The 24,234-nt window shown below is 62.5% G+C and carries 23 protein-coding genes; 13 read left to right on the top strand and 10 right to left on the bottom strand.

Features of this window, described 5'->3' with window-relative positions:
- Positions 1-97 precede the first annotated feature (97 nt).
- Positions 98-925 (bottom strand): phosphonoacetaldehyde hydrolase, encoded by an 828-nt coding sequence (phnX, locus tag IF199_RS19475; RefSeq protein ID WP_192558448.1) that lies wholly within the window; start codon positions 923-925, stop codon positions 98-100.
- A 57-nt stretch (positions 926-982) separates the two neighbouring features.
- Positions 983-2,092 (bottom strand): 2-aminoethylphosphonate--pyruvate transaminase, encoded by a 1,110-nt coding sequence (locus IF199_RS19470; RefSeq protein WP_192558447.1) that lies wholly within the window; start codon positions 2,090-2,092, stop codon positions 983-985.
- 113 nt (positions 2,093-2,205) lie between these two features.
- Here IF199_RS19470 and IF199_RS19465 point away from each other — a divergent pair, with 113 nt between their 5' ends.
- Positions 2,206-3,066 (top strand): LysR substrate-binding domain-containing protein, encoded by an 861-nt coding sequence (locus IF199_RS19465; protein ID WP_192558446.1) that lies wholly within the window; start codon positions 2,206-2,208, stop codon positions 3,064-3,066.
- Positions 3,067-3,094: 28 nt separating this feature from the next.
- Here IF199_RS19465 and IF199_RS19460 read toward each other — a convergent pair whose 3' ends face one another.
- Positions 3,095-3,967, bottom strand: coding sequence for a LysR family transcriptional regulator (locus tag IF199_RS19460; protein ID WP_039767551.1), 873 nt, complete (start codon positions 3,965-3,967; stop codon positions 3,095-3,097).
- A 270-nt stretch (positions 3,968-4,237) separates the two neighbouring features.
- On the opposite strand from IF199_RS19460, the gene IF199_RS19455 reads away from it, so the two are divergent.
- Both IF199_RS19455 and IF199_RS19450 read left to right on the top strand, forming a co-directional pair.
- Complete coding sequence (locus tag IF199_RS19455) at positions 4,238-5,563, top strand: MFS transporter (protein ID WP_192558445.1); 1,326 nt, start codon at positions 4,238-4,240, stop codon at positions 5,561-5,563.
- 67 nt (positions 5,564-5,630) lie between these two features.
- Complete coding sequence (locus IF199_RS19450; RefSeq protein WP_192560983.1) at positions 5,631-7,028, top strand: FAD-dependent oxidoreductase; 1,398 nt, start codon at positions 5,631-5,633, stop codon at positions 7,026-7,028.
- A gap of 3 nt (positions 7,029-7,031) precedes the next feature.
- Here IF199_RS19450 and IF199_RS19445 read toward each other — a convergent pair whose 3' ends face one another.
- On the bottom strand, positions 7,032-8,438 hold the full coding sequence (locus IF199_RS19445) for a type VI secretion system Vgr family protein (RefSeq protein WP_192558444.1): 1,407 nt from the start codon (positions 8,436-8,438) through the stop codon (positions 7,032-7,034).
- Positions 8,439-8,657: 219 nt separating this feature from the next.
- On the opposite strand from IF199_RS19445, the gene IF199_RS19440 reads away from it, so the two are divergent.
- The gene (locus IF199_RS19440) at positions 8,658-9,362 is read left to right on the top strand and encodes a YebC/PmpR family DNA-binding transcriptional regulator (RefSeq protein WP_007951538.1); all 705 of its coding nucleotides are present in this window, start codon (positions 8,658-8,660) and stop codon (positions 9,360-9,362) included.
- Between the two features lie 56 nt (positions 9,363-9,418).
- Here IF199_RS19440 and IF199_RS19435 read toward each other — a convergent pair whose 3' ends face one another.
- Together IF199_RS19435 and zapE are read right to left on the bottom strand one after the other, a co-directional pair.
- Positions 9,419-10,732 (bottom strand): protein kinase, encoded by a 1,314-nt coding sequence (locus tag IF199_RS19435; RefSeq protein ID WP_192558443.1) that lies wholly within the window; start codon positions 10,730-10,732, stop codon positions 9,419-9,421.
- Between the two features lie 63 nt (positions 10,733-10,795).
- A complete protein-coding gene (gene zapE / locus IF199_RS19430; protein ID WP_192558442.1) occupies positions 10,796-11,926 on the bottom strand; it encodes a cell division protein ZapE in 1,131 nt (376 codons plus the stop codon).
- A gap of 297 nt (positions 11,927-12,223) precedes the next feature.
- On the opposite strand from zapE, the gene IF199_RS19425 reads away from it, so the two are divergent.
- The 7 genes from IF199_RS19425 (at position 12,224) to IF199_RS19395 (ending at position 18,654) form a co-directional block, all read left to right on the top strand.
- On the top strand, positions 12,224-12,733 hold the full coding sequence (locus IF199_RS19425) for a Csu type fimbrial protein (RefSeq protein WP_192560982.1): 510 nt from the start codon (positions 12,224-12,226) through the stop codon (positions 12,731-12,733).
- 86 nt (positions 12,734-12,819) lie between these two features.
- Positions 12,820-13,353 carry a Csu type fimbrial protein gene (locus tag IF199_RS19420; RefSeq protein ID WP_096822316.1) on the top strand — a complete coding sequence of 178 codons (534 nt, stop codon included), beginning with the start codon at positions 12,820-12,822 and terminating at the stop codon, positions 13,351-13,353.
- 19 nt (positions 13,354-13,372) lie between these two features.
- Entirely contained in the window at positions 13,373-13,909 is a 537-nt protein-coding gene (locus IF199_RS19415) for a Csu type fimbrial protein (protein WP_102621735.1), read from the top strand.
- A 4-nt stretch (positions 13,910-13,913) separates the two neighbouring features.
- Entirely contained in the window at positions 13,914-14,414 is a 501-nt protein-coding gene (locus IF199_RS19410) for a Csu type fimbrial protein (protein ID WP_102621736.1), read from the top strand.
- A 23-nt stretch (positions 14,415-14,437) separates the two neighbouring features.
- Positions 14,438-15,220 (top strand): fimbrial biogenesis chaperone, encoded by a 783-nt coding sequence (locus IF199_RS19405; RefSeq protein WP_192558441.1) that lies wholly within the window; start codon positions 14,438-14,440, stop codon positions 15,218-15,220.
- Between the two features lie 108 nt (positions 15,221-15,328).
- Positions 15,329-17,686, top strand: a complete 2,358-nt coding sequence (locus tag IF199_RS19400) for a fimbria/pilus outer membrane usher protein (RefSeq protein ID WP_192558440.1) — start codon at positions 15,329-15,331, stop codon at positions 17,684-17,686.
- Entirely contained in the window at positions 17,683-18,654 is a 972-nt protein-coding gene (locus IF199_RS19395; RefSeq protein ID WP_192558439.1) for a Csu type fimbrial protein, read from the top strand. Before IF199_RS19400 ends, IF199_RS19395 begins: the two co-directional genes overlap by 4 nt.
- Before the next feature lie 5 nt (positions 18,655-18,659).
- On the opposite strand, the gene IF199_RS19390 is transcribed toward IF199_RS19395, so the two are convergent.
- Together IF199_RS19390 and IF199_RS19385 are read right to left on the bottom strand one after the other, a co-directional pair.
- On the bottom strand, positions 18,660-19,412 hold the full coding sequence (locus IF199_RS19390; protein ID WP_192558438.1) for an anti-sigma factor family protein: 753 nt from the start codon (positions 19,410-19,412) through the stop codon (positions 18,660-18,662).
- Positions 19,409-19,915 carry an RNA polymerase sigma factor gene (locus IF199_RS19385; protein ID WP_192558437.1) on the bottom strand — a complete coding sequence of 169 codons (507 nt, stop codon included), beginning with the start codon at positions 19,913-19,915 and terminating at the stop codon, positions 19,409-19,411. Before IF199_RS19385 ends, IF199_RS19390 begins: the two co-directional genes overlap by 4 nt.
- 157 nt (positions 19,916-20,072) lie before the next feature.
- Between IF199_RS19385 and IF199_RS19380 the strand changes: the two genes are divergently transcribed.
- Both IF199_RS19380 and IF199_RS19375 read left to right on the top strand, forming a co-directional pair.
- Positions 20,073-21,167, top strand: a complete 1,095-nt coding sequence (locus IF199_RS19380) for a catalase family peroxidase (protein WP_192558436.1) — start codon at positions 20,073-20,075, stop codon at positions 21,165-21,167.
- The gene (locus IF199_RS19375) at positions 21,164-21,709 is read left to right on the top strand and encodes a cytochrome b (protein ID WP_096822307.1); all 546 of its coding nucleotides are present in this window, start codon (positions 21,164-21,166) and stop codon (positions 21,707-21,709) included. Before IF199_RS19380 ends, IF199_RS19375 begins: the two co-directional genes overlap by 4 nt.
- A 9-nt stretch (positions 21,710-21,718) precedes the next feature.
- On the opposite strand, the gene IF199_RS19370 is transcribed toward IF199_RS19375, so the two are convergent.
- Positions 21,719-22,927 carry an MFS transporter gene (locus tag IF199_RS19370; RefSeq protein WP_192558435.1) on the bottom strand — a complete coding sequence of 403 codons (1,209 nt, stop codon included), beginning with the start codon at positions 22,925-22,927 and terminating at the stop codon, positions 21,719-21,721.
- Positions 22,928-23,075: 148 nt separating this feature from the next.
- Positions 23,076-24,227: a M14 family metallopeptidase gene (locus tag IF199_RS19365; protein ID WP_192558434.1), complete on the bottom strand. Its 1,152-nt coding sequence runs from the start codon at positions 24,225-24,227 to the stop codon at positions 23,076-23,078.
- Between the last annotated feature and the right edge of the window lie 7 nt (positions 24,228-24,234).

Here is a 24,234-nt window from a genome sequence, read left to right as displayed (position 1 = left end):
TAAAAACTCTTTCATTGCGCGAAATCAGGGGTTTGCCCATAAAAAAACGCCAGTGTCGCGCAGACACTGGCGTTTCTGTTTGCCGCAGGCTGCGTTATCAGCTGCTTTGCGGCATTTCACCGTTGGCCAGACGCTTGTTGATGTCGGCGATCACTTCCGGCAGATCGGTGATGGTGTCGATCATGTAGTGCGGACGCGAACCTTCGAACAGCGCGTGAATGCGCTTGCGTTCGCTGGCCAGCGCGTCGCTGCCCAGTGCGCGGTAGCCTTCGTAATCCAGGCCCAGCGCGTTGCCGGAGCAGATCAGCGCCACGGTCCACATCCCGGCACGACGACCTTCAAGAATCCCCGGCACGGTGTCGTCGATCTTCACGCAGGCGGCGACATCGTCGATGCCCAGCGCAATCACGTTGGCCAGCGCTTGAGCAGGCCATGGGCGGCCGTTCGGCACTTCGTCGGTGGCCACGACGTGGTCGGCGATGTAGCCGTTGCTGGCGGCCAGTTCCACGACCTTGTCCATCACTTGCTTCGGATAGCCGGAGCAGGAGCCGATCTTGATCCCTTGCTGGCGCAGGTTGGCGATGGTCTCCAGTGCGCCGGGAATCAGCGCCGAGTGCTCGGCGATCTTCTCGATCTGCAGCGGCATGAAGCGGTTGTAGATCGCGGTGACGTCATCATCGGTCGGGGTGCGGCCGAACGCCTTGCGATAGCGCTCGGCTACTTGCGGCTGATCGCACAGGGTGCGGATGTGATCCCACTTGCCCATGCCCATCGGGCCGCGAGCTTCTTCGATGGACACCTGGACGTCGAACTCGGCGAAGGCTTCAACGAAGATCTGGGTCGGTGCAAAAGAGCCGAAATCGACCACGGTGCCGGCCCAGTCGAGGATGGCGGCTTGCAGTTTGCTTGGGTTGTTGTAGTTCATGGCAATCAAATTCCTGAGTGGGCAATGCAATTCAAATGGGGGAGCGGGCCGGATGAATCAGATGTCGAGCACTTCCATCTCGCGCAGTACTTCACCCACTGCCGAGACGGCTTCACGCATCTGCGCCGGGGTGACGTGGCCGATGCAGCCGACGCGGAAGGTTTCGACCTGGGTCAGCTTGCCGGGGTAGAGGATGTATCCCTTGGCCTTGACCCGTTCGTAGAAGTCCTTGAACTGGTAGCGCGGATCCTTTGGTGCATGGAACGTGGCGATGATCGGTGCCTGGATGGCGGCGGGCAGGAAGCTGCGCAAGCCGAGTTTGCCCATCTCTTCCATCAGCGCCTGGCAGTTGGCGGCGTAACGCGCATGCCGTGCCGGCAGGCCACCTTCTTCGTTGTATTGCAGCAGGGCTTCGTGCAGCGCCGCGACCACGTGGGTCGGCGGGGTGAAGCGCCATTGGCCGGTCTTCTTCATGTAGCTGTGCTGGTCGAACAGGTCCATCGCCAGCGAATGGGAGTTGCCGGCGGCAGCGGCCAGGGGTTCCTTGCGGGCAAACACGAAGCCCATGCCCGGCACGCCTTCCAGGCATTTGCCGGAAGCGGCGATCAGTGCATCGAACGGGACTTTTTGCGCATCCACCGGCAAGGCGCCGAACGAGCTCATGGCATCAATGATCAGGCTTTTGCCGTGTTGCTCGACGACCTGAGCGATCTCCGGCAGTGGATTGAGGATGCCGGTGCTGGTTTCGCAGTGGATCAGCGCGACGTGGGTGATGTCGCTGTCGGCGCGCAGCAGGCGGTCGACGTCGGCGGCGGTGGTCGGTTCATCTTCAGCGGTTTCAAAGGTGCTGAACGAGCGGCCCAGCACTTCGCAGATTTTCGCCAGGCGCTTGCCGTAGGCGCCGTTGATCAGCACCAGCACCTTGCCGTCGCGGGGGACGAGGGTGCCGATCGCGGCTTCGACGGCGAAGGTGCCGCTGCCCTGCAAAGGCACACAGTGGTGGCTGTCGGCGCCGTTGAGGATGGCCAGCAGTTGCTCGCACAGGCTGGCGGTCAATTGGTTGAAGCGGTCATCCCATGAACCCCAGTCGACCATCATCGCCTGGCGGGTGCGGGCCGAGGTGGTCAACGGGCCGGGAGTGAGCAGGATGGGTGCGGCAGTACTCATTCGTGTGTCCTCGCGATAGCGCTGTGGGATGAAGCTACGGGGCATACGTTGCAATTCGGCGGATCATCAATCAAATTGTTTGTTGTTATGCCAGCCATCAGTGAGGGTTATTCATGAACCTGTTCCAGCTCCGCGCCTTCGACGCCGTGGCCCGGGAAGGCAGCTTCACCCGTGCCGCCGCACGCCTGTTTATCAGCCAGCCGGCGGTCACCGGGCACATCAAGGCGCTCGAGGAGCATTACCAGATCACGCTGTTGCGACGGACGGCACGCCGGGTCGAGTTGACGGAGGAGGGCACCAAACTGGCGGCGATCACCCGGGCGATGTTCGGCATGGCCGAAGAGGCCCAGGCGCTGCTTGAAGCCAACCGGCAGTTGCTCACCGGGCGACTTGAGGTGGCGGCGGACGGTCCGCACATGGTCATGCCGATGCTCGCCAGCCTGCGGGCGCGGTATCCGGGGATCACCGTGAACCTGCGGTTGGGCAATGCCCAGGAAACCCTGGCGGCGTTGTTGTCCGAACATGCGGACGTGGCGGTGCTGACCGAAGTCGAGCCGCGCAAGGGCCTGCACCTGCAAGCGCTGAGCGAATCGCGGATCTGCGCACTGGTGCCGGCCGCGCATCCGTGGGCGACGCGCAGCGGCGAAGTCAGGCTCAAGGAGCTGGACCAGGTGATCATGGTCTTGCGCGAGCCGAGTTCGATTACCCGGCGCACCTTCGATCAGGCCTGTGCACAGGCGTCGGTCAGTCCACGGGTGTTGCTGGAACTGGACAGCCGTGAGGCGGTGACGGAAGCGGTGGCGGCTGAACTGGGGGTTGGCGTGGTGTCATCGGTTGAAGTCAGCCATGACCCGCGAGTGGTGGCGATTCCGATTGCCGGCGAGGGGCTGGTCAATCGGCACATGATCGGCTGCGTGGAGCGGCGGCGGGAGTTGCGCTTGATTCAGGCGTTTTTCGGGTTGGCCCCCACCTGATCGTTCCCACGCTCGGCGTGGGAACGATCTACAGGAGGCTTTCGCGCACCATCTCGAGAAACGTCGCCACCACCCGCCGCGAACTCTGCTCGCGCAGGCACACCAGCGTCTCCGTCAATCGGCGGGTGCAATCAGTGATCGGCAGCGCGCAGACCCGTGAGTCCGCACCAAACTCCGCCGCCGACACCACCCCCACGCCAATTCCCACGACCACCGCTTCCCGCGCGGCTTCCCGGCCTTCGACCTGAATCGCCGGGCGGATGCGGAAACCGGCGCGGGCCATTTCTTCTTCCAGGGTCTGGCGGGTCACTGAGCCGTGTTCGCGCAGCACCAGCGGCGTGTCGTCCAGATCTTCCAGGCAGATCGACTCGCGCTCGGCCCACGGATGATGGCGCGAGACGAATGCCACCATCGGATCATTGCGCAGCGGTACGCACAGAAGGCGCTCATCGCTGACATCACGCCCGAGCAACGCCAGATCAGCCTGATAGTTGAACAGACGGAACAGCGATTCATCGGTGTTGCCGGTCTCGATCTTCACGCTGATCCCCGGGTAGCGCTCGCAGAACCGGGCGATCTGCGGCAACACATGCACCGGCGCATCCACCGCCAGAATCAGGCTGCCGGTCTGCAAGGCCTGGGATTCCTGCAATAACTCCTGAGCTTCGGCCTCAACCACGAACAGGCGCTGGGTGATTGCCAGGAGGCGTTCGCCCAGATCCGTCAGGCGCACCGAGCGTTTGTTGCGATGGAACAGCAACACGCCGAAGCGCTCTTCCAGCTTGCGCACTTGATCGGAAATCGCCGGTTGCGTCAGATAAAGCCGCTCGGCGGCCTTGGTGAAGCTTCCGTGCACGGCCACGGCGTGAAAGGCTTTGAGCTGGGCGTGGGAAACAGACATCGCAGACTCCATTAACAAGCTGAGCTTATGTGTGAAATACGATAAATCGATTTTATTTATTAAACAGTAATTGCTTTGATCGGCTCACGCCAACGCTGACTGCCCGGTCGGGCAGCGACGCTGGCCATGAGCCTGTGCGTGCAACACCAGGACTCATCTGACCGGTATCGCCGAAGGGACGGGGTGATATCGCAGTGCTCAACAATAAAAAACACAGGCGTTTACTTAACGATTCTGCCGGCACACTCACACCCTGAGGTCAGAACCACAATGAACAAGCACATCGGCACCCTTGCGCGTTGGCGCATGCAGATCTTCGCTGTTACCTGGCTCGCTTACGCCGCGTTTTATTTCACCCGCAAAGCCTTTTCGGTGGCCAAACTGGGCATCGCCGAAGACCCCACCTTCATGCTCGACAAAATGGCCATGGCCAACCTCGACGCGATTTACCTGGCGGCCTACGCCATTGGCCAGTTCACCTGGGGCATGCTCGCCGACCGCTTTGGTCCAAGGGTCGTGGTGCTCGGTGGGTTGCTTATTTCCGCTGCGGCGGCGTTGGTGATGGGCAGTTTTGCGACTTTGCCGATCTTCGCCACCTGCATGTTGATTCAAGGGCTGGCGCAGTCCACCGGATGGTCGGGGCTGTGCAAGAACCTCGGTAGTTTTTTCCCTTCGGAACAGCGCGGGCGAGTGCTCGGGTTGTGGAGTTCCTGCTACGCCTTCGGTGGATTGGTGGCCTCGCCGTTCGCCGGTTGGTGGGCGTACACGCTGGTCGGCACCTGGCACGCGGCGTTCATTTCCAGTGCGGCGGTGGTCGCGGCAGTGGCGGTGTTGTTCTTCCTCTTTCAGCGCAACAAACCGGAAGATGTCGGCCTGCCGGCGGTGGAGCCGGAGCCGGAGCTCAGCGCCGAGGAAACTGAAGCCAACAGCAAACTCAGCGTGTGGGAGCCGCTCAAGGAAATCCTTCGAAACCGCACGGTGTTGGTCCTGGGGCTGGCGTACTTCCTGTTGAAACCGGCGCGTTACGCGATCCTCTTGTGGGGCCCGGTGATCGTCTTTGAACAGATGCCCACCGTGGGCAAGGTCGGCGCGGCGATCATTCCGACCTCGTTTGAACTGGCAGGTCTTTTAGGCCCGATCATGATCGGCATGGCCTCGGACAAACTGTTCGGCGCCCGGCGCATGCCGGCCTGCGTACTGAGCCTGCTGGCGCTGACCGTAACCCTGGCGCTGTTCATGGGCGCCTTGCATACCGGCAGCGTGATGCTGGTGGTGGCGCTGCTGTTCGTGATGGGCCTGACCCTGTACGGCCCGGATTCGATGATCAGCGGTGCAGCCGCCATCGACTTCGGCAAAGCCAAGGCTGGCGCCACGGCGGCCGGATTCGTCAACGGCTGCGGCTCGGTCGGTGCGGTGCTCGGTGGTTTGCTGCCGGGTTACTTCGACTCCGTGACGGTGTTCATCGTCTTCGCCGGTTGTGCGCTGTTCTCGGCGCTGGTGCTGATTCCGCACTGGAACAGCCGCCCGGTCGGCGTCATGGAACCGCGTGCCTACGTGCCCAATCGTGCCCTGACCATCAAACCCCTGCGTAACTGAACAAACCCTGCCTCGCGGCCTGCTGCGGTGTTCGCGGCAGGCTGTGCCGTGGCCGACTGACTGGAGAATTTTCATGAGACCGTTTTGGCTGGAGCAGGCCTTGCAACTCGATTCGTCCGAACCGTGCCCGCCGCTGCAAGGCGAAGTGCGCACCGACGTGTGCATCGTCGGTGGCGGTTACACCGGTTTGTGGACGGCAATCATGCTCAAGCAACAGAACCCCGAACTCGATGTGTTGCTGATCGAGGCCGACATCTGCGGTGCCGGCGCCAGTGGGCGCAATGGCGGTTGTGCGCTGTCGTGGTCGGCGAAGTACTTCACCCTCGAGCGGCTGTTCGGCGTTGAAGAAGCGGTGCGGCTGGTCAAGGAATCCGAACGCAGCATTCACGCCATTGGCGAGTTCTGCGAGCAGTACGGCGTCGATGCCGATTACCGGTTGGACGGCACGCTTTACACCGCGACCAATCGTGCGCAATGCGGCTCGACCGACGCGGTGATTGCGGCGCTTGAGCGCAACAGCATCAACTCGTTCACCCAACGTCCGGTTGCCGATGTTCAGCGCATGGCCGGTTCAGACAAGCATCTGGAAGGCTGGTTCTCGCCGGCCGCCGCCAGTGTCCAGCCGGGCAAACTGGTGCGTGGGTTGCGTCGGGTCGCGTTGCAACTGGGCGTGAAGATCCATGAAAACACTGCAATGACGGGACTGGAGGAAGGGCGTCCGGCGCGCCTCCAGACGGCCAGCGGCAGTGTGGTCGCCGACCGCGTGGTGCTGGCGATGAATGCCTGGATGGCGCGGGCTTTTCCGCAGTTCGAACGCAGCGTGGCGATTGTCTCCAGCGACATGCTGATCACCGAGCCGCGCCCGGAGCTGTTGCAGGAAATCGGTTTGACCAGCGGCGTGACCGTGCTTGATTCGCGGATTTTCGTTCACTACTACCACAACACCCCGGACGGCCGGATCATGCTCGGCAAAGGCGGCAACACCTTCGCTTACGGCGGGCGGATGCTGCCGGTGTTTGATCAACCATCGCCTTACGCCGGGTTGCTCAAGCGCAGCCTCGACGATTTTTTCCCGGCCTTCGCCGATGTGAAGGTCGACGCAACGTGGAATGGCCCGTCGGATCGTTCGGTCACCGGCCTGCCGTTTTTCGGCCAGATGAGTGCCAGCGGCAACGTGTTCTACGGGTTCGGTTATTCCGGCAGTGGGGTTGGACCGTGTCACATGGGCGGGCAGATTCTCGCCTCGTTGGTGCTAGGTCTCGACAACCCGTGGACGCGTTCGCCGCTGGTCAACGGGCCGTTGGGTTACTTTCCGCCTGAGCCTATCCGCTATCTCGGTTCGCTGATGGTGCGCAATGCCATTCGCCGCAAGGAGCGCGCCGAGGATCACGGGCGGCGACCTCGGCACCTCGATGTACGCCTGGCGAAATTCGCCGCCGCCGCCGGCAAGGCTGACAAGGGTTGAACGTCAGGACGAAGGTGGGGTGCGATTGAGTAGCCAGTCGAGCAACAGGCCGTTGTCGTGTGGTTCCGGGTTTTTGCGCGCCGGGCGAGGTTGGCTGACGTCCAGGCACAGGATCGGTCGATCCGGATCGCTGTCGAGAAAACTCACCCATACTTCGCTGCCGGCACGCGGCAGCGCTTCCCTGGCGATCCGGCCGCCCGCACCGACCATGGCAATTGCCAGCCATAACCCGTCACCGTCGGCGTTCTGTGCCAGCGTGGGCCATAACCTGACGGCGATTCGGCCCAGATCGTCCAGCTGCGGCGGTTGCCCGGGCGAACCCAGCACTTGCGCCGGGTGATAGCCCGGAATGCTCGGGCGCGGTTGCCGCAGCGGCGGGCGATACTCCGTCGACCAGGGCTGTGCAGTGAAATCGTTGTGATAACGGCGGGGCGTGGACATCGGCTCGAGAATCGACGGCTGCTGCCCCTGATGGCGCAATTCGGTGATCAGCCACTGCTCGTTGAACGCACCCACCGGATGATCCGTGACCTGCAACAGATGGCCACTGAGCAATTGCGTGCAATCGCTGCGACCCTGAATGCAGCGGTATTGGCAGCGCTGGCGTTCCAGCTGTCGACGGCTGCGTTGATCGGCGTGGCGTTGCCCGGAGGGCGGGAATCCTCGCAGGGGGATGACGCCTGTCGCCGCGTGATTGGCCGCCTCATCGTCGTTGCTCGGTTGCCCGCGTTCACGGACGGTGGGTGACACCTGCGCCGTGACGGCGTCGTGACGCAGGAACAGCGTACTGAGAGTGGGCGCGCGCGCCTCGTTCTCTGGACAGAAGGGCACGGGTATCGGGGGCTGCGGCAGGTTCAGACTGTCATCGGCGAACACCACGACATGGCCATCCGGCCGGTGCTCGAAGTGATAGTGGATGCCTTCTTCCTCGCACAGCCGATGCAACAGTGCGAGGTCGGTCTCGTCGTACTGGATGCAAAACGGACGCGGCGGATAGTGTCCCACCGTCAGGTCGAGCCGGTAACCGTGTGCGGGCAGGCGATGTTCGGTGAGCAGTCTTTCGAGAATGTCCGGCACGCTCAACCGGGTGAACACCCGGCGCCTGGGCTGGTGCTCCAACCTCTGCAGGTGCGGCACCAGCACCACTTGGTAACCGATCCGATGGGCACCGCGATGTTCGCAACTGGCGCTATGAAGGGTGCCGTGAAGGCCATGACCTTCACTCAACTGCAGGAAGGCCGACCGATGCAACAGGGTGGCGGGGGCAAGGGCCGGGGCCAGGCCAAGGACTTCTATCTCGAAACGATAGGGCCGGTTCAGGCCTTCATGGCCGCTGAAGCGCAGTACCGGCAGGCACAGGCCACCCTCGATGAGAGTCAGCGTGAAGGGACTTTCCTTGTCATTGAGCATTCGGACGGGCTCTGTCGGGTCATACGGGCCACAGAGGGTACGAAACCGCAGTGCGAAATGGTCATGACAAACCGGTTTTTCAGAATCGCCCTACAAGGTGTGTAGAAGATGTCGACACGTGACGGAATTTTTGGTCGATTGCCGACTTTAGGCCGTATAAACTTGGCGCCACGCGTCGGCCAATAGATGTCTCGGCGCCACAGATCAAGAGAGTGAGTAATGGGCGCACAGTGGAAGGTTAAACACAAAGAAGCGGCAGCCAACGCCAAGGGCAAGATCTTCGGCAAACTGGTGAAAGAAATCACCATCGCTGCCCGCAACGGTGCCGATACCGCCACCAACGCACACCTGCGTCTGGTGGTCGAACAGGCCAAGAAAGCCTCGATGCCCAAGGAAACCCTGGACCGCGCGATCAAGAAAGGCGCGGGCCTGCTGGGTGAGACCGTTCAGTACCATCGCGTGACTTACGAAGGTTTCGCTCCGCACCAGGTTCCGTTGATCGTCGAGTGCGTCACCGACAACATCAACCGCACCGTGGCGGAAATCCGCGTGGCGTTCCGCAAGGGCCAACTGGGCGCTTCCGGTTCGGTCGCGTGGGACTTCAACCACGTCGGCATGATCGAAGCCTCGCCGGACACCCCGGATGCCGATCCGGAAATGGCCGCGATCGAAGCCGGTGCCCAGGACTTCGAGCCGGGCGAAGAGGGCGCGACCCTGTTCCTGACCGACCCGACCGACCTGGACTCGGTGCAGAAAGCCCTGCCTGAGCAAGGTTTCACCGTGCTGTCGGCCAAGCTGGGCTATCAGCCGAAGAACCCGGTCAGCGGCCTGAGCGACGAGCAGATGGCTGAAGTCGAAGCGTTCCTCGAAGGCCTCGACAACCACGACGACGTGCAGGACATGTTCGTCGGCCTGGCCGGCTGATCCGCTGCGTCAATGATGCCGCCATCGCGAGTTCGCTCGCGATGGCGGTGTAGCGGCTACAACGCTTCCAGCTGCTGCACAACCTCGCTGAATCCCGGTCGCGCCAGCACATCTGGCTGACAGCAGCGCTGTTCCAGCGCCTCCAGCACTTCACGCCGATCCGCACTCAGACCCGAGTCGATGCGCGCCAGCAATTCCCCCAGCAAAATCCCGAACGCTCGCACTTCGATGCGTTGCAGTGCGCGGGTTTCCAGGTTGTCCGTGGTGGCATGGAACGACGCCGCGCCAAAGTCCCCCAGCAGACAATCGCCCTGATCGTTCAACAGAATGTTGTGCCCATAAAGGTCGCCATGGGTGATGCCTTGTTCGTGCAGATGCTCGGCGACCGACGCAATCCCCTTGGCGATGCGCAAGGCGACATCGGCACTGAACCGGCAGTCATCGGTGTAGATATCCCGCGAACAGGAGGCCAGGCTCGGCAAGGCGGCGAGGTTGCGATAGCTCGGATCGATCAGTTGCATCACCAGCCCTTGCTGGCCATCGGGGTGATTGCCAATGCGGCCTTCGACCCGGATCAGATTCGGGTGCAGCCCGGCCGTGATGCAGGCGTTCATCTCATGCAACGGCGAGCCGTCGCTGGTCATTTCGCCCTTGTAGAGTTTGACCGCTACCGAGCGCTCCGGTTGGCCGGCCGGCTGCCACACCGCACGGGAAATCACCCCGGACGCGCCTTCGCCCAGCCGTTGTTCCAGACGCAAGGTCGACCAATCGATCAGCGGCGTGACCTCCAGTGCGGCGGCGTCGGCCTCGGTTTCCAGCGGGTTGCCGGCGTAGGCCAGCCAGGTCAGGCTCGGCAGGGTCAACAGCCATTGCGGCAATTCTGTCAGCTGGTTGGCGGCGATGCGGATCAGCTCCAGTCGATGGCACTGGCTCAAGGACGGCGGCAAGGTGCGCAGACGGTTACCGGCGAGCATGAGTTTTTGCAGGAGCGGGCGCTCACCCAGTTCGGCGGGCAAGGTTTCGATGAGGTTGTCGGTCAGTATCAGCCAGCGCAGCTTTGGTGGCAGTGCAGCGCCGGTCACTCGGGCGATCCGGTTGGCCTTGAAGCCGATCATACTCAGGGTCTGACACTGGCCAAGGCACTCGGGCAGTTCGGTGAACCGGTTGTCGGAGCAGAACAGCACGCGCAGATGGCGCAGGCGATGCAAATCGTCCGGCAGACTGCTCAGCGCGTTGCCGCTGAGGTTGAGCACCTCCAGCGTGTCGGCCAGTTCGAAGATCTCGGGTGGAAACTCGGTCAAGCCTTCGACCAGGTCCAGCCGGGTGATGCCCGACAGTTCGCCGGCGCGCAATTGAGCAAGGGTGTGCATGTAATGGGTCGCTATCAAAGAGGGCGCAGTGACGCCGGGAATGGGCGGCATGATAACGGCAAATCAGGCCGGTTCACGCACTTCCGGCAATTGTCCCAGCCGGCTGCGGGTGCGGGCCAGGTCAATGGCGTTGCCGGCCAGGCTTTCGTGCAGAGGCAGCTGCCCGAGCAGCGTCAGGTGTTTGTCCTGATCGTAGAGCACGTCGATCAGGTTGATGAAGCGCTGCTGGACGGCAATCGAGCATTCGTCCAGTTCCGGCAGTTCATCGATGATCCACTGGTCGAAGCGTCGGCACAGTTCCAGATAATCCATCACGGCCGTGGGCTGCTCGCAAAGGTCATTGAAGGTAAAGGCGACGCGGCGGCCTGTGCACAGACGCGCCTGTAAAACCCGGTTGCCGACCGCTAACGGCTGCGGCGCGGTATCGCGTGGCGGCAAGTCCAGCGCCAGACGTTGTGCCGGCGTGGCTGGCCAAACGTAATGGCCCTGGGTGAACAGCTGATGCGCGTGGTTGCGCGCCTGGCTGCGGTAGTCGTGGGGGCCGCCGACTTCCATGACCTGCATGCGGGCATTGATCAGATCGATCACCGGTTTGAACCGCGCGTGGTACAGCGGGTTGGGCAACAGTCCTTCCGGCGGATAGTTGGAGGTGACCAACAGCAGGATGCCGCGCTGGAACAGAGCTTTGTACAAGCGGGTGATGAGCATCGCGTCACCGATGTCATGCACATGGAACTCGTCGAAACACAGCACCCGGCAGTCCTGCAGCAACTCGTCGAGGGTGGCGCCGAGGGCGTCGTCCTGCTCTCGATGACGGAACATGCCCTGGTGCAGGCGGGCGAAGAACTCATGGAAGTGCAGGCGCTGTTTCTGCTGGATCGGCAACGCCTGGAAAAAACCGTCGAGCAACCAGCTCTTGCCGCGCCCGACGGCGCCGTGCAGGTAAAGACTGGGCGGGGTTTGCGCCGAAGGGCCGAACAACAGGCCGGCCTGCTGTGCCATGCAGTCGATCACCCGCTGCTGGCTGTGGCTGAGGGTGTAGCCCTGGCCATGGGCTTTGTGCCGGAAATAATCGCGAATCGACTGGGCGCTGGCGCAATGGCCAGCACTGGCCAGGTTTCGCTTGCCGAACAAGCGGCGTAATCCTGAAAGGCGTTGTGACAGACGCGAACGTTCGGGCGGTCGGGCGGGCACGGTGTGGTCACTCCGTCATCGTCAGGCCGGCTCCCCCCGAGCGCGGCGGCGTAGTGTAACCAGACGGATAGTTTTCCTTCCACTGCGCTTTATCGGCCGGCGAATTTTCTGGACAGCATTCTGCGGCGCGTACAGGTTTTTTCAGCGTCCTGGCGTGCCGGATCGCCAATCTTTCGAAACAAATCCCGCCCGATCAGTGGATCCAATCGACTGGCGCAATCGGCGTCCGTTGCTAACCTGAAACACTGTAACGACACAGACGCTGTCGCCATCAAGGAACGGGCAGTGAATGCAGGGATGGTCTGGGCATTGCTGGGCGGGTTCGCAACAACGGTGCAGGCGGCTGACTTGCAGGTTGAGGTGCGCGTCGATGTGCAGCGCGGTTGCCAGTTGATCGGCCAGCAGCGCGAAGCCGGTATCGAGCAACTGGGCGTGCTCGACTTCGGCAGCACGGCGCGCCTCGACGATCCGGCCGGGCCGCTCGGGGCGGCGCTGATCAATTCGCGATTGCCGCGCCTGGAATGCAACCCGGACACGCCGTATCAGTTGCGCGTCGATGGCGGCCTGCACGGCGGGACGGGCGAAGTGCGCTACATGGCAGGCGAGGCGGGTGGCAAAGTCATTCCTTACCGTTTGTATCAGGACGCCGCGCGGCGAGTGCCGCTGGTGGTGGACGTGCCGGTCACCGGGAGGGTGCCGGACAGCGGTTCGGTTGAATTGCCGCTGTATGGGCGGATCGAGCGGATGGCCGAAGTTCCGCGTGTCAGCCGGTATTCGGATCTGGTCAAGGTAACGGTCACCTGGTGATCGAGCCGGATGCAACAGGAAATCGACGTTCAATGACGAACGCAGAGGTCGAGTGACGCTGAAGGATCAGAAGGAGTAGGGACGCAATGACAGGCAAGCACTGGCTGGTAGTCGCCACAGGCGCATTGCTGTTGCTCACCGAGGACGCGCAAGCCGCGATCAACGGGCAGATTCATGCGCGGCTGATTCTGATCGCCGGCTGCGAGGTGACCAATTCGTCCAGCATCGCCAGCCCGGTGGGCGATTTCGGCAAACTCGATTTCGGCCAGCAGGGCCCGACCTGGAATGCGCCGATCAAGGCCAGCCTGGCCAATGACAGCAGCGGCCGGCTCAACGTGGCCTGCAATCCTTCAGTGACCGGTTTCACCGTGACCATCGACGGTGGCGCCCATGGCGACGGCAGCACCCGGCGCTTGAGCAACGGTCGCCAGACCATTCCCTATCAACTGTTTCTCGATGCCTCGGGCAGCCAGAGCTACAGCATCGGCCAACAACACAATTTCGCTGTCACCAGCGGCGCGCAGATACCCATCCCGGTATTTGGCACGGTGGTGGCGAACACCCGTGCGGTACCGGTGGGTGTCTACACCGACACCCTGACGGTGACGCTCGATTGGTAAACCGTAGAGGAAGGACACCATGCGTACGATTGCATCAAGGATAGGTTTGTCGTTGCTCGGCCTGACGCTGGCCTCCAGCGTCAACGCCGCCACCACGGTCACCGGTCAGATCACCTCCAGCCTGATCCTGATCAGCAGTTGCCAGGTCAACGGTTCCGGCGGGTCCTCCGGTCTGAACTTCGGTGCCTTGAACTTCGGCACCGCCAACAGCCTGTTCACCACGGCCACCGGGCAAGTGCTGGGCGGCGGTGGCGGGGCGTTGTCGATTCTCTGCTCTGCCGGCACCACGCCGACGGTCAAGGTGCGGGCCGGTGCCCATGACGGGTTGTCGCCCGGCGGCACCCGCGCGCTGTACGACGGTGTCGCCAACTATGTGCCTTACGACTTGTACACCGATGCCGGGCACTCGCAATTGCTGGCCATCGACGGCGTGATCAACCTCGCCGCCAGCACCGGTGTGGCGCAGACCGTGAACATCTACGGTCAGGCGGTGGGCAAGGCCGGCCTGCCGGCGGGCACTTACACCGACACCATTTCCGTTGAACTGACGTTCTAGTGCCATGGGCCGGCATGGCTGTGCGGCGCTGCTGGTGCTATGCGCGGGGGCTGTGCCGTTGCCGCTGGCGGCGGTGACCAGCCAGAGCTTTCAGGTCAGCGCGACGATCACACCGGGCTGCCTGGTGGTGGGGGGCGTGTCGAACTATGGCGGGCTGAATTTCGGCTCGAGTTCCGCCCTGGCCACCGGCACGGTGCAAGTGGCATTGAGCGGTGGCGTGCAGTTGCAATGCACGCCGGGGGTGACGCTGAACATGACGGTCGATGGCGGTCAGTACAACAGCGGCGGGCGACGCATGCAGATCAGTGGCGGCAGTGCGAAGGTGGCGTATGCGCTGTTTCGCGATGCGGCCTACAGCCAGAGTCTGGGCATCGGCCAGACCGTGGCGGTGGCCTATAGCGACGCCAACAACATCAGCCTGCCGATCTACGGTCAGGTGCAATTGCCGGGCAATCAGCCTGGGGGGACATACAGCGACGTGTTGCAGGTGCAGCTGTCGTGGTGATGCAAGGCACAAGGAGCGGGTTTATGGGGTTTATCACGTCACGGCCATGGCTCGTGCGTTGCGCGATGTTGATGTGGGCTCTGCTCGCTGCGGTCAAGGCGCAGGCGGCCAGTTCGGTGCTGATCTGGCCGATCGATCCGGTGCTCGAAGCCGATCAGCAGGCCAGTGCGCTGTGGCTGGAGAATCGTGGCAGCGAAACCGCCAACCTGCAGATCAGGGTGTTCGGCTGGAGCCAGAACGGTTTCCAGGAGCAATACCAGAACCAGCGTGACGTGATCGGCAGTCCACCGGTGGCGAAGATCGAGCCGGGGCAGAAGCAACTGGTGCGACTGACCCGGACCAGGGAAGTCCCGCCCGGCCAGGAACTGGCCTACCGGATCATCATCGACGAAATTCCCTCGGCCCAGCCGCCTGCCGCCGACGCCGGGAAAACCGCCGCCGCGATCCGCTTCCAGATGCGCTATTCGGTGCCCCTGTTCGCCTACGGCGCGGGGCTGTGGAGCAAGGAAGACACGACCCGTCAGCGTGATCCCAAAGGCATCGGCCTGCCGCAATTGAGCTGGCGCACGGTGGCGGTGGATGGACGGCCTTATGTGGAAGTGCGCAATCAGGGCGCGGTACATGCGCGCTTGACCGATGTTGCGCTCAAGCAGGGCGGGCAGAGCAAGCCGCTGGCGGAAGGGCTGTTGGGTTATGTGTTGCCCGGCGCGGTGATGCGCTGGCCGGCGCCGGGACCTGTGGCGGGGGAACTGGCGGGACGGATCAATGGCGCAGCACAAGTGCAGAGCATCGCTCCGGCGAAGTAGCGATGGCGGCCTGCGGGCCGGGTAGTGCGGGGCCGCCAGGCAAGCGATTGGCCGGCGGGCAACAGCGGTTTCAGGAGGAACCAGTCCATTGACGGACGAAACACGCTAATGAGTCCGGGATGGGCTCGCCGTATTCAGCGTCCGTTGTGGCTTGTCACCGGCGCGTGTTGCCTGATGTTCATTCATCCATCCGGGGCCGGCGAACTGCCGCCGCCTCCCAGCGGCATGGAGGCCGTCAGCGATGCTCAGTTGTTTCTGGAACTGGTGGTCAACCAGATGAATACCGGTCGGGTGGTGGCGGTGGAGCAGCGCGGCGGGCGGTTGTTCCTGCCGGCCAGTGTGTTGCGTGACACCGGTATGAAACTGCCCGAGAGTGCGGGGGCTGAAGTCGATCTCGATGGTCTGCCGGGGCTGCACAGCGACTACGACAGCGTCAGCCAGCGACTGCTGCTCGACGTGCCGCCGGACTGGCTGCCGGAGCAATTCATCGGTAACCGTCAGGTCTACCCGCGGACCCCGGCGCTGAGCAGTTTCGGCGCGTTGTTCAACTATGACCTGTACCTCAACGACACCGATGACGCCGGGACTTATCTGGCGGCATGGAACGAGGTGCGGGTGTTCGACAGTTGGGGCACGCTGTCCAACACCGGGCAGTACCGGCGCACCTTGTCGGGGGATTCGGTCAGCACGCTGAGCAACGGGTATCTGCGCTACGACACCACATGGCGCTTCTCCGATGATGAGCGGATGCTGACCTACGAGGCGGGGGACGTGGTCAGCGGCGCCTTGCCGTGGAGCAGCTCGGTGCGTCTGGGCGGCGTGCAGTTCTCCCGGGATTTTGCGGTGCGCCCGGACCTGGTGACTTATCCGCTGCCGCAGTTCGCCGGTGAAGCGGCGGTGCCGTCCTCGGTGGACCTGTTCATCAATGGCTACAAGTCCAGCAGCACCGATTTGCAGCCGGGGCCGTACACGCTGACCAACATTCCGTTCATCAACGGTGCGGGCGAAGCCGTGGTGGTGACCACCGATGCGCTGGGTCGGCAAGTGTCGACCACCGTGCCTTTTTATGTCACCAGCAGCCTGTTGCAAAAGGGCTTGAGCGATTTCTCGGTCAGCGCCGGTACGCTGCGACGTGATTACGGGTTGAAGGATTTCAGCTACGGGCCGGGCGTGACGTCGGGCAGCCTGCGTTATGGCATCAGCGACAGCTTCACGTTGGAAAGCCACGCCGAAGCGGCCGATTCACTGACCCTCGGCGGGCTCGGTGGCAATCTGCGGCTGGGCAATTTCGGGGTCCTCAACAGTGCGATCAGCCAGAGCCGTTTTGACGGTGACGGTGGTCAGCAACTCAGTCTCGGTTATCAGTACAGCGCTCAACGTTTCAGCTTTTCCTGGCAACGGTTGCAACGCCGCGACCAGTACGCCGACCTCACGGTGGTCGACAGTCCTTACACCAGCCTCAGCAAGCGTAGCGAGCAGGCGACCCTGAGCCTGAACCTTGAGCGCTGGGGCAGTCTGGGTGTCGGCTACTTCGATATTCGGGCGGCGGACGAAACCCGCACGCGGTTGCTCAACCTGAGCTGGAGCAAGCCGTTATGGCACAACAGCAGTTTCTACCTGTCGGCCAACCGCGAAATCGGTGATGCCAACTGGGCGGTACAGGCGCAACTGGTGATCCCGTTCGATCTGCGCGGCAGCCTGGCCATCAGCAGCGAGCGCAGCAAGACCGGGCAGACGCAACAACGCGTCAACTACAGCCGTGCCGTGCCGTCCCAGGGCGGGGTAGGTTTCAATCTCGGTTATGCCAACGGCGACGGGCCTGATTACCGTCAGGCCGATGTGACCTGGCGTCTGCAATCGGTGCAGTTGCAGGCCGGTGTCTACGGCACCTCGGATGCGGAAACCCGCTGGGCCGATGCCAGCGGATCGCTAGTGTGGATGGATCATCAAGTGTTTGCGGCCAACCGCATCGACGATGCCTTCGTGGTGGTCAGTACCGATGGTTATGCGGATGTTCCGGTGCGTTACGAGAACCAGCAGGTCGGTCAGACGGATCGCAACGGCCACTTGCTGGTGCCGTGGAGCAGTGCCTACTACCGCGGCAAATACGAAATCGATCCGTTGAACCTGCCGGCCAACGTGCGCAGCCCGAATGTCGAACAGCGGATTGCCGTGCGCCGTGGCAGCGGTTATCTGCTGGAATTTCCGCTGAGCCGGGTGATTGCCGCGAGCATCGTGCTGGTGGATGCGCAGCAACAGGAACTGCCGCTGGGCAGTGGCGTGCTGCATGAGGAGAGTGGCACGCGCACGGTGGTGGGCTGGGACGGGCTGGTCTATCTGGAAAACCTGCGAGCACAGAACTCATTAAGGGTGACCCTGGCGGATGGCAAGACCTGTCAGGCGCAGTTCAATGTGGATCTGCAACAGGATCAGGTGCCGCTGATCGGGCCGCTGGTGTGCCAATGACGTGGGTTCGGCTCTGCCTGTGGCTGGTGCTGACGTTGCCGGGGGCGGCGCAGGCGCTGTGTTCGGTGGTCACGACCACACCGGCCGCGTTCGGCACGATCAGTTCGATTGCAGTTCGCACGACCTCGCAACCCAGTTCCACGCTGAACGGTGGTTTGAGCTGTACGGGCTCGCTACTGTCCTTGTTAAGCACCAGCGACCACTTCTGGGCCACGGTGACTTCGACCCAGAGTGGTTTGCTCGGGCCGACCGGCGACGTCATCGGCTACACGATCTACGCCAACAACAGCACCAGCTACCCGCTGACCCGCGGCACGGCCTACGACTTCGCCCGCAACGGCATCATCGATGCGCTCGGATTGCTCGGTGGTACGGTGCCGAAAACCGTGCCGCTGTACTTCGGCACCACCATCGGCAGCAACGTAGCAGCCGGGGTGTATACCGAAACCCTGAGCATTTTCTGGAACTGGAACTACTGCTCCGGGATTGGCATCGGCTCGGTGTGTCTGGGGCGCGATATCGGTAGCGGCACCACGACGCTGACGGTGAACCTGACCGTGGCCAACGATTGCACCATCACTGCGCCCAACATCGCCTTCGGCAGCGCCCCGGTGATCAGTGCGTTTACCCCGGTGACCGGTCAGACCATCAACCTGGCCTGCACCAAGGGCAGCGCCTATACCGTGGGTTTGAACGACGGACAGAACGCGGTCAGTGTCGGCGGTCGACGACGAATGATTTCCGGCAGCAATTACCTGGCCTACGACGTTTTCAAAAGCGCCGGCACCACTCGCTGGGGCAGTGTCGGTGCGGAGCGACGGGCCAGCAGCGATGCCGAGGTCAATCCTGGCAATGGTTTGGGCACCGGCAGCCAGATCTTCAACTACAACGCGAAGATCTACACCGATCAGACCACGCCGCCCGCCGGCACCTATCTGGACAACGTGGTACTGGATGTCGGCTTCTGATCCGATCAGAAGCGCACGGTCTGCTTGAGGAGCTGCGCTGCCGGAGTGTCGGTCGGGCTGACCATCGCGTAGTTGTAACCTTCGCCGGACCAGTATTCGGCCTGTAAATCCCCGTCGAGTCGGCTACCGCGTGGCAGGAAGGTGTTTTTCGGCCCGGGCGGGCGCACGTAGAAACTCACTTTGTGCCCGGCGCGATCCTCATACATCACCATCGCCGCCGGACCTTCTTCGGTGCTCAGCAGGCGTCCGCTGACCGGCCGGAAACCCGCCGCCGTCAGGTCCGGCAGGCGGTTGGCCTGGGTGAAGTAACGGTCGAGCCAGCGCTGCATGTCACCTTCGCCGCCGACCTTGTAGTCCGCCGGCAGAATCCCTTGCTGGGCGATCAAACGGTACGCCTGCAAGGCATCGGTCATGGGCGCAACCGTGCGCACAAAGGTCATTTCCCGGGCTTGCCAGCCACTGATACCGCCGATGCTGACCGCTATCAGCAACACGGCTGCGCTGGCCAATTGTCGGCGTGATCGATGCTTGAGCCGTTGGCGGATCAGTGCCGGATCGAGGTCTGGATTCGCCGGCTGTTGCAGGGCGCCACCGAGGGCGGCGCGCAGGTGCTGGGCATCCTGTTGCCAGGCGCGGATCAACGCAGCGTCGTCGGGGTGGCTGGCCAGCCAGTTTTCCAGCACACGCCGGTCGGCGTCGCTGAGCTGGTGGTCGATGTAGGCGTGCAAATCACGCTCGCTGGGGGGCAGGCTGATCATTTGAGTATCCGCAAGGAAGGGCTGCTGATTTCGCCGTCGCTGAGCTGGCGCAGAGCCTGGCGGGCGCGGGACAGGCGCGACATCACGGTGCCGGTGGGGACGTCGAGGATCTCGGCGACCTCCTTATAGGTCAAGCCTTCCACCGACACCATCAACAGCAGGGCGCGTTGCTCGGTGGGCAGGCGATCGAAGGCTTGCAGGGTCGATTGGGCAATCACGGTGCGTTCTACTGAGGGTTCGGCGTCATCGCGGCCGGTGAAGAATTCGAGCATCCGCGCGTAGCGCCGAGAGCGTCGGTGCGCATCAAGGAACTGGCGATACAGAATCGAAAACAGCCACGCGCGCAGATCGCCCTCGGTGCGTTTGTCACCCCAACTGGACAGGGCGCGCTCCAGACTGGCCTGCACCAGGTCATCGGCGCTGCTGCTGTTGCGCGTCAACGACACGGCAAAGCGCCGCAATCTGGGAATGATTTCTCTCAGTTGTTCGTCGAATTCGCTCATGAAGTTCTGCTAGTCACTACGCTGTGGACTAGGAAGACGCCCGGCATTCGAGGTTATTCCACGCTCGGAAAAATAAATACCGGGCCGTGGAATAAATCCTGATGGCGTGCGTCTTGCTGATTCTTCCTACTTGTGGCCGATGGCCCTGGAGTCTTTCATGGTTGATCGCAGCTCACCGCCCGGCGGGCCACAACGCCCGCCACTGAGTGCCGCGAGCCTGGTGTTGCGTCTTGGCGGTATCGCCGTGGTGGTCGCAGCAGTGGCCGGGGCGTTTGCCTATGTTCATGGCTCGTTTGACCCACAACGCCTGACGCCAAAAGCGTTGGTTGATGTGCTGGAAAAGAACAACGGCGTGCATCCCGGGTTTCGCCGCAACCACGCCAAGGGCGTGTGCGTGATCGGACATTTCGAGAGCAGCGGTGAAGCGCGGCCGTTCTCCGTTGCGCAGGTGTTCAACGAGCCACGCACGCCGGTGGTCGGGCGATTTGCGTTGCCGGCGGGCAGTCCTTATGCACCGGACAGCGCCGTACCGATTCGCAGCCTGGCGCTGCGTTTCACTCAGGCCAACGGCCAGCAGTGGCGTACCGGGATGAACAGCATGCCGGTGTTCCCGGTCGGCACGCCTGAGGCGTTCTATCAATTGCAGCAGGCGCAATCGCCGGATCCGGCGACGGGCAAACCGGACCCGAGCAAGGTCCCGGCGTTCTTTGCCTCGCACCCGGAAGCCGTACCGTTCCTGACCTGGATAAAGGGGGCCAAACCTTCGGCCAGCTATGTCACGGAAACCTACAACAGCGTCAACGCGTTCTATCTGGTCGATGCCAGTGGCAAGAAGCAAGCCGTGCGCTGGAGCATGACGCCATTGGCGCAGGATCCCGCCGGGGCCACGGCGCCGGAGGGCAGCGACTTTCTGGAGAAGGATCTGGTGCAACACCTGGCCGAAGGACCGCTGCGTTTTCAGTTGAACATCACCCTGGCCAACGCCGACGATCCGGTGAACGACGCGAGCAAGGCCTGGCCTGGCGGTCGCAAAGTGCTGAACGCCGGCACCCTGGTGCTGGAAAAGACTCAGCCGCAGCTCAGCGGCGAATGCCGTGACATCAACTACGACCCACTGGTCCTGCCCGCCGGGATTGAAGGTTCCGACGACCCGCTGCTCGCCGCTCGTTCAGCCGGTTACGCCGATTCCTACCTGCGTCGCACCAGCGAAGTCAGCCAACTGCCCGCCGCCAAACAGGAGGCTCGCCCATGAGAACGCCACCGACGCATTTCAATCCGCTGGCGCGACTGCTGCACTGGCTGATGGCGCTGATGATCATCGCCATGCTGTTTATCGGCGCCGGTATGGTGACCTCGGTATCGGCGCGGCATGAATGGCTGATCAACCTGCACAAACCGCTTGGCATTGCGATTCTGTTGCTGGTGATCGTGCGCATTCTGGTGCGACTGGGCACGCGTCAGCCGCCGCTGCCGGAGGACTTGCCGGGTTGGCAGGTGATGGCGGCCAAGGCGTCGCATGTGTTGTTGTACGCGCTGATGCTGGTGTTGCCGCTGCTGGGTTGGGCGATGATCAGCGCGGCGGGGGATCCGGTGATGCTTGGCCATTCGTTGCAATTGCCGTCGATCCTGCCGGCGGATGCCCAGGTGTTTGCGCTGTTGCGCAAGGCACACGGTTATCTGGCGTATCTGTTGTTTCTGACCGTGTTGCTGCACCTGGCGGCGGCGCTGTTCCATGGTTGGGTGCGCCGTGACGAGGTGCTCGACAGCATGCTGCGGGGACGGAGTCGCGACTGACCACGGACGTTAATCTGGCGTGGCGAGGGAGCAAGTCTGCTCGCCACGTTTTTGCGGTGCCAGCGTTCGCCACCAGTACAACAACGCGACCATGTTGATTCCGGCACCCAACCAGCAGACACCCGGCCATCCTGCCCAGGCGTACATGGCGGTCGATGCAATTGAGCCCACGGCGCTACCAATCGAGTAAAACAGCATGTAGCCGGCGGTCAGTCGGCTCTGTGCCTGCGGGCGGACGCTGTAGATCATGCTCTGGCTGGTGACGTGCACAGCTTGCAGGCCCAGATCCAAAGTGATCACGCCTAGCAGCAGCGCCCACAACGAGGATTGGGTAAAGGCAATCGGCAGCCATGAGCCGAGCATCAGCAGCAAGGACAGGCCGCTGACCCATTGGCCGAACCCTCTATCCGCCAAGCGCCCAGCTCTTGCAGCCGCCAGTGCGCCAGCCGCGCCGGCCAGTCCGAACAATCCGATTTCACTGTGGGAAAGCGACAGCGGCGGGGCGGCGAGCGGTAGCACCATCGGCGTCCACAGGACCATGGCGCTGGCGAAGGTCAGCAAGGCCAGAATCGCCCGTTGTCGCAGTACCGGTTCCTCTTGGAATAACCGGAACACCGAGGCGATCAGCACTGTATAGGATGTTGCCGGTTGCGGGCTCTCGTCCTTGGGCAGCACGCGAAACAGTAGCAACGCCATGACCAGCGTCAGCCCTGCGGATAACAGATAAATCGCCCGCCAACCGGCCAGATCCGCCATCCCGCCAGCCACAGTGCGCGCGAGCAAAATGCCGACCACGATGCCGCTGGTGATGACGCCGACGACGTGTCCGCGTTGCGCCGGGATGGCCAGGGTTGCGGCATAGGCCACCAGCACTTGAGTGACGACGGCGAGCAGACCGGTCAGGGTCATGCCGATCAGCAGCCAGGTGCTGCTGGTTGCCAGCGCGATCATCAGCAATGCCGCGGCGGACAACAGGGTTTGCGTGACAATCAAGCGCCGACGGTTGAGCAGATCGCCGAGCGGCACGAGCAGTATCAGCCCGACGCCGTAGCCGACCTGGGTCAGCGTGATGACGATGCCGATACTGGCGGGCGACAGGTTGAACGCTGCGGCCATGGCATCCAACAGCGGTTGAGCGTAATACACGTTACCCACCGCCAGACCGCAGGCAATGGCGAACAGCAACACCACGCCGCTGCCGAGTGTTTGAGCTTTCATGTCCCGGTTCCTTTTCAGGTTTTAAATTAAAACTGGATTGACGGTAAGTAATCTGGTTTTGTTTTGCAACCTGATTGGGTAAAAGTGCAGCGCAAAAAAAAGATCGCAGACACGCTGCGATCTTTCATGTGGCGAAAAACAGGGGGGATCAGCGCAGGGTGTCGACCATGTCGGCGATGGTGGTCAGCACGTCTTTGCCCAATTGTTTCGAGCGTTGGCCCGACCAGCCGGTGAGCGGGTTCGGTGCGTCATCATGATCCTTGAACGGCATTTCCAGGGTCAGCGACAGGCAGTCGAATTTCTGGCCGACGCTGTTGCACGCCAGGGTCATGTTGGCCTGACCCGGTTCGTCGCGGGTGTAGCCGTACTTGGTCTGGAAGTCTTTGGTGGTGTGTTTCAGGTGGCTGCGGAAGTGTTCTTCGAGTTTCTCGATCCGCGGGGTGTAGCCCGGATTTCCTTCGCAGCCGGCAGTGAACACGTGGGGGATTTCTTCATCGCCGTGTACGTCGAGGAACAGATCGACGCCGTACTTTTCCATTTGCTGCTGTACGAAAAGGACTTCAGGGCTGACTTCCTGACTGGCGTTCTGCCAGGCGCGGTTCAGGTCCTGCCCGATGGCGTTGGTGCGCAGGTGGCCGTGGAAGGCACCGTCCGGGTTCATGTTCGGCACCAGGTACAGATCGGCACTTTCCAGCAGTTTGTTCAGCACTGGATCGTTGTGATGCTCCAGACGTTCGATCACGCCTTCCATGAACCACTCGGCCATGTGCTCGCCCGGGTGTTGCTGGGCGATGATCCAGATCTTGCGTCGACCTTCAGCGCCAGTGCCTTTGCGCAGCAGTTGAATATCACGGCCTTCGACGCTTTTGCCAGTGGCCAGCAGCTCGGTGCCGGCCTTGGTCAGCGCTTGCTCGATCAGCCAGTCATGACGGCCACGGCTGTAGGGTTCGAAGTAGGCGAACCAGGCGTGAGTCTGCTCGGCTTCAAGGCAGAAGCGCAGGCTGTCGCCTTCGAATTGGGTCGGAATGCGGAACCAGTTGACGTGGTCGTAGGAAGCGACGGCCTGATAGCCGGTCCAGGCCTTGTTGTAGGAGGACTGGCTGGCGTTGACCAGGCGGAACCAGTGTTCCTGATGAACATGCAGGCCGCTGGCCTTGAAGTGGAACCACTGGAAGTGGGCGCTGCGGGTATCTGGCCGAATCGCCAGAACCGGGCTGAGCGGGTTGCTGATGTCGATGACTTGGATGTTGCCGCTGTCGAAGTTGGCGCTGATGTCGAACGAAGATTTGGCCACGGTCATAATCGGT

It is taken from the genome of Pseudomonas allokribbensis, from assembly GCF_014863605.1.
GTDB classification, from domain to species: Bacteria; Pseudomonadota; Gammaproteobacteria; order Pseudomonadales; family Pseudomonadaceae; genus Aquipseudomonas; species Aquipseudomonas allokribbensis.
This window is presented reverse-complemented; position numbering and strand designations above follow the sequence as displayed.

What these genes read in the sequence shown, in the direction of transcription:
- phnX (WP_192558448.1), bottom strand. Translation starts at nt 925, where the DNA reads ATGAACTACAACAACCCAAGCAAACTGCAAGCCGCCATCCTCGACTGG.
- IF199_RS19470 (WP_192558447.1), bottom strand. Translation starts at nt 2,092, where the DNA reads ATGAGTACTGCCGCACCCATCCTGCTCACTCCCGGCCCGTTGACCACC.
- IF199_RS19465 (WP_192558446.1), top strand. Translation starts at nt 2,206, where the DNA reads ATGAACCTGTTCCAGCTCCGCGCCTTCGACGCCGTGGCCCGGGAAGGC.
- IF199_RS19460 (WP_039767551.1), bottom strand. Translation starts at nt 3,967, where the DNA reads ATGTCTGTTTCCCACGCCCAGCTCAAAGCCTTTCACGCCGTGGCCGTG.
- IF199_RS19455 (WP_192558445.1), top strand. Translation starts at nt 4,238, where the DNA reads ATGAACAAGCACATCGGCACCCTTGCGCGTTGGCGCATGCAGATCTTC.
- IF199_RS19445 (WP_192558444.1), bottom strand. Translation starts at nt 8,438, where the DNA reads ATGCTCAATGACAAGGAAAGTCCCTTCACGCTGACTCTCATCGAGGGT.
- IF199_RS19440 (WP_007951538.1), top strand. Translation starts at nt 8,658, where the DNA reads ATGGGCGCACAGTGGAAGGTTAAACACAAAGAAGCGGCAGCCAACGCC.
- IF199_RS19435 (WP_192558443.1), bottom strand. Translation starts at nt 10,732, where the DNA reads ATGCACACCCTTGCTCAATTGCGCGCCGGCGAACTGTCGGGCATCACC.
- IF199_RS19425 (WP_192560982.1), top strand. Translation starts at nt 12,224, where the DNA reads ATGGTCTGGGCATTGCTGGGCGGGTTCGCAACAACGGTGCAGGCGGCT.
- IF199_RS19420 (WP_096822316.1), top strand. Translation starts at nt 12,820, where the DNA reads ATGACAGGCAAGCACTGGCTGGTAGTCGCCACAGGCGCATTGCTGTTG.
- IF199_RS19415 (WP_102621735.1), top strand. Translation starts at nt 13,373, where the DNA reads ATGCGTACGATTGCATCAAGGATAGGTTTGTCGTTGCTCGGCCTGACG.
- IF199_RS19410 (WP_102621736.1), top strand. Translation starts at nt 13,914, where the DNA reads ATGGGCCGGCATGGCTGTGCGGCGCTGCTGGTGCTATGCGCGGGGGCT.
- IF199_RS19405 (WP_192558441.1), top strand. Translation starts at nt 14,438, where the DNA reads ATGGGGTTTATCACGTCACGGCCATGGCTCGTGCGTTGCGCGATGTTG.
- IF199_RS19400 (WP_192558440.1), top strand. Translation starts at nt 15,329, where the DNA reads ATGAGTCCGGGATGGGCTCGCCGTATTCAGCGTCCGTTGTGGCTTGTC.
- IF199_RS19395 (WP_192558439.1), top strand. Translation starts at nt 17,683, where the DNA reads ATGACGTGGGTTCGGCTCTGCCTGTGGCTGGTGCTGACGTTGCCGGGG.
- IF199_RS19390 (WP_192558438.1), bottom strand. Translation starts at nt 19,412, where the DNA reads ATGATCAGCCTGCCCCCCAGCGAGCGTGATTTGCACGCCTACATCGAC.
- IF199_RS19385 (WP_192558437.1), bottom strand. Translation starts at nt 19,915, where the DNA reads ATGAGCGAATTCGACGAACAACTGAGAGAAATCATTCCCAGATTGCGG.
- IF199_RS19380 (WP_192558436.1), top strand. Translation starts at nt 20,073, where the DNA reads ATGGTTGATCGCAGCTCACCGCCCGGCGGGCCACAACGCCCGCCACTG.
- IF199_RS19375 (WP_096822307.1), top strand. Translation starts at nt 21,164, where the DNA reads ATGAGAACGCCACCGACGCATTTCAATCCGCTGGCGCGACTGCTGCAC.
- IF199_RS19370 (WP_192558435.1), bottom strand. Translation starts at nt 22,927, where the DNA reads ATGAAAGCTCAAACACTCGGCAGCGGCGTGGTGTTGCTGTTCGCCATT.
- IF199_RS19365 (WP_192558434.1), bottom strand. Translation starts at nt 24,227, where the DNA reads ATGACCGTGGCCAAATCTTCGTTCGACATCAGCGCCAACTTCGACAGC.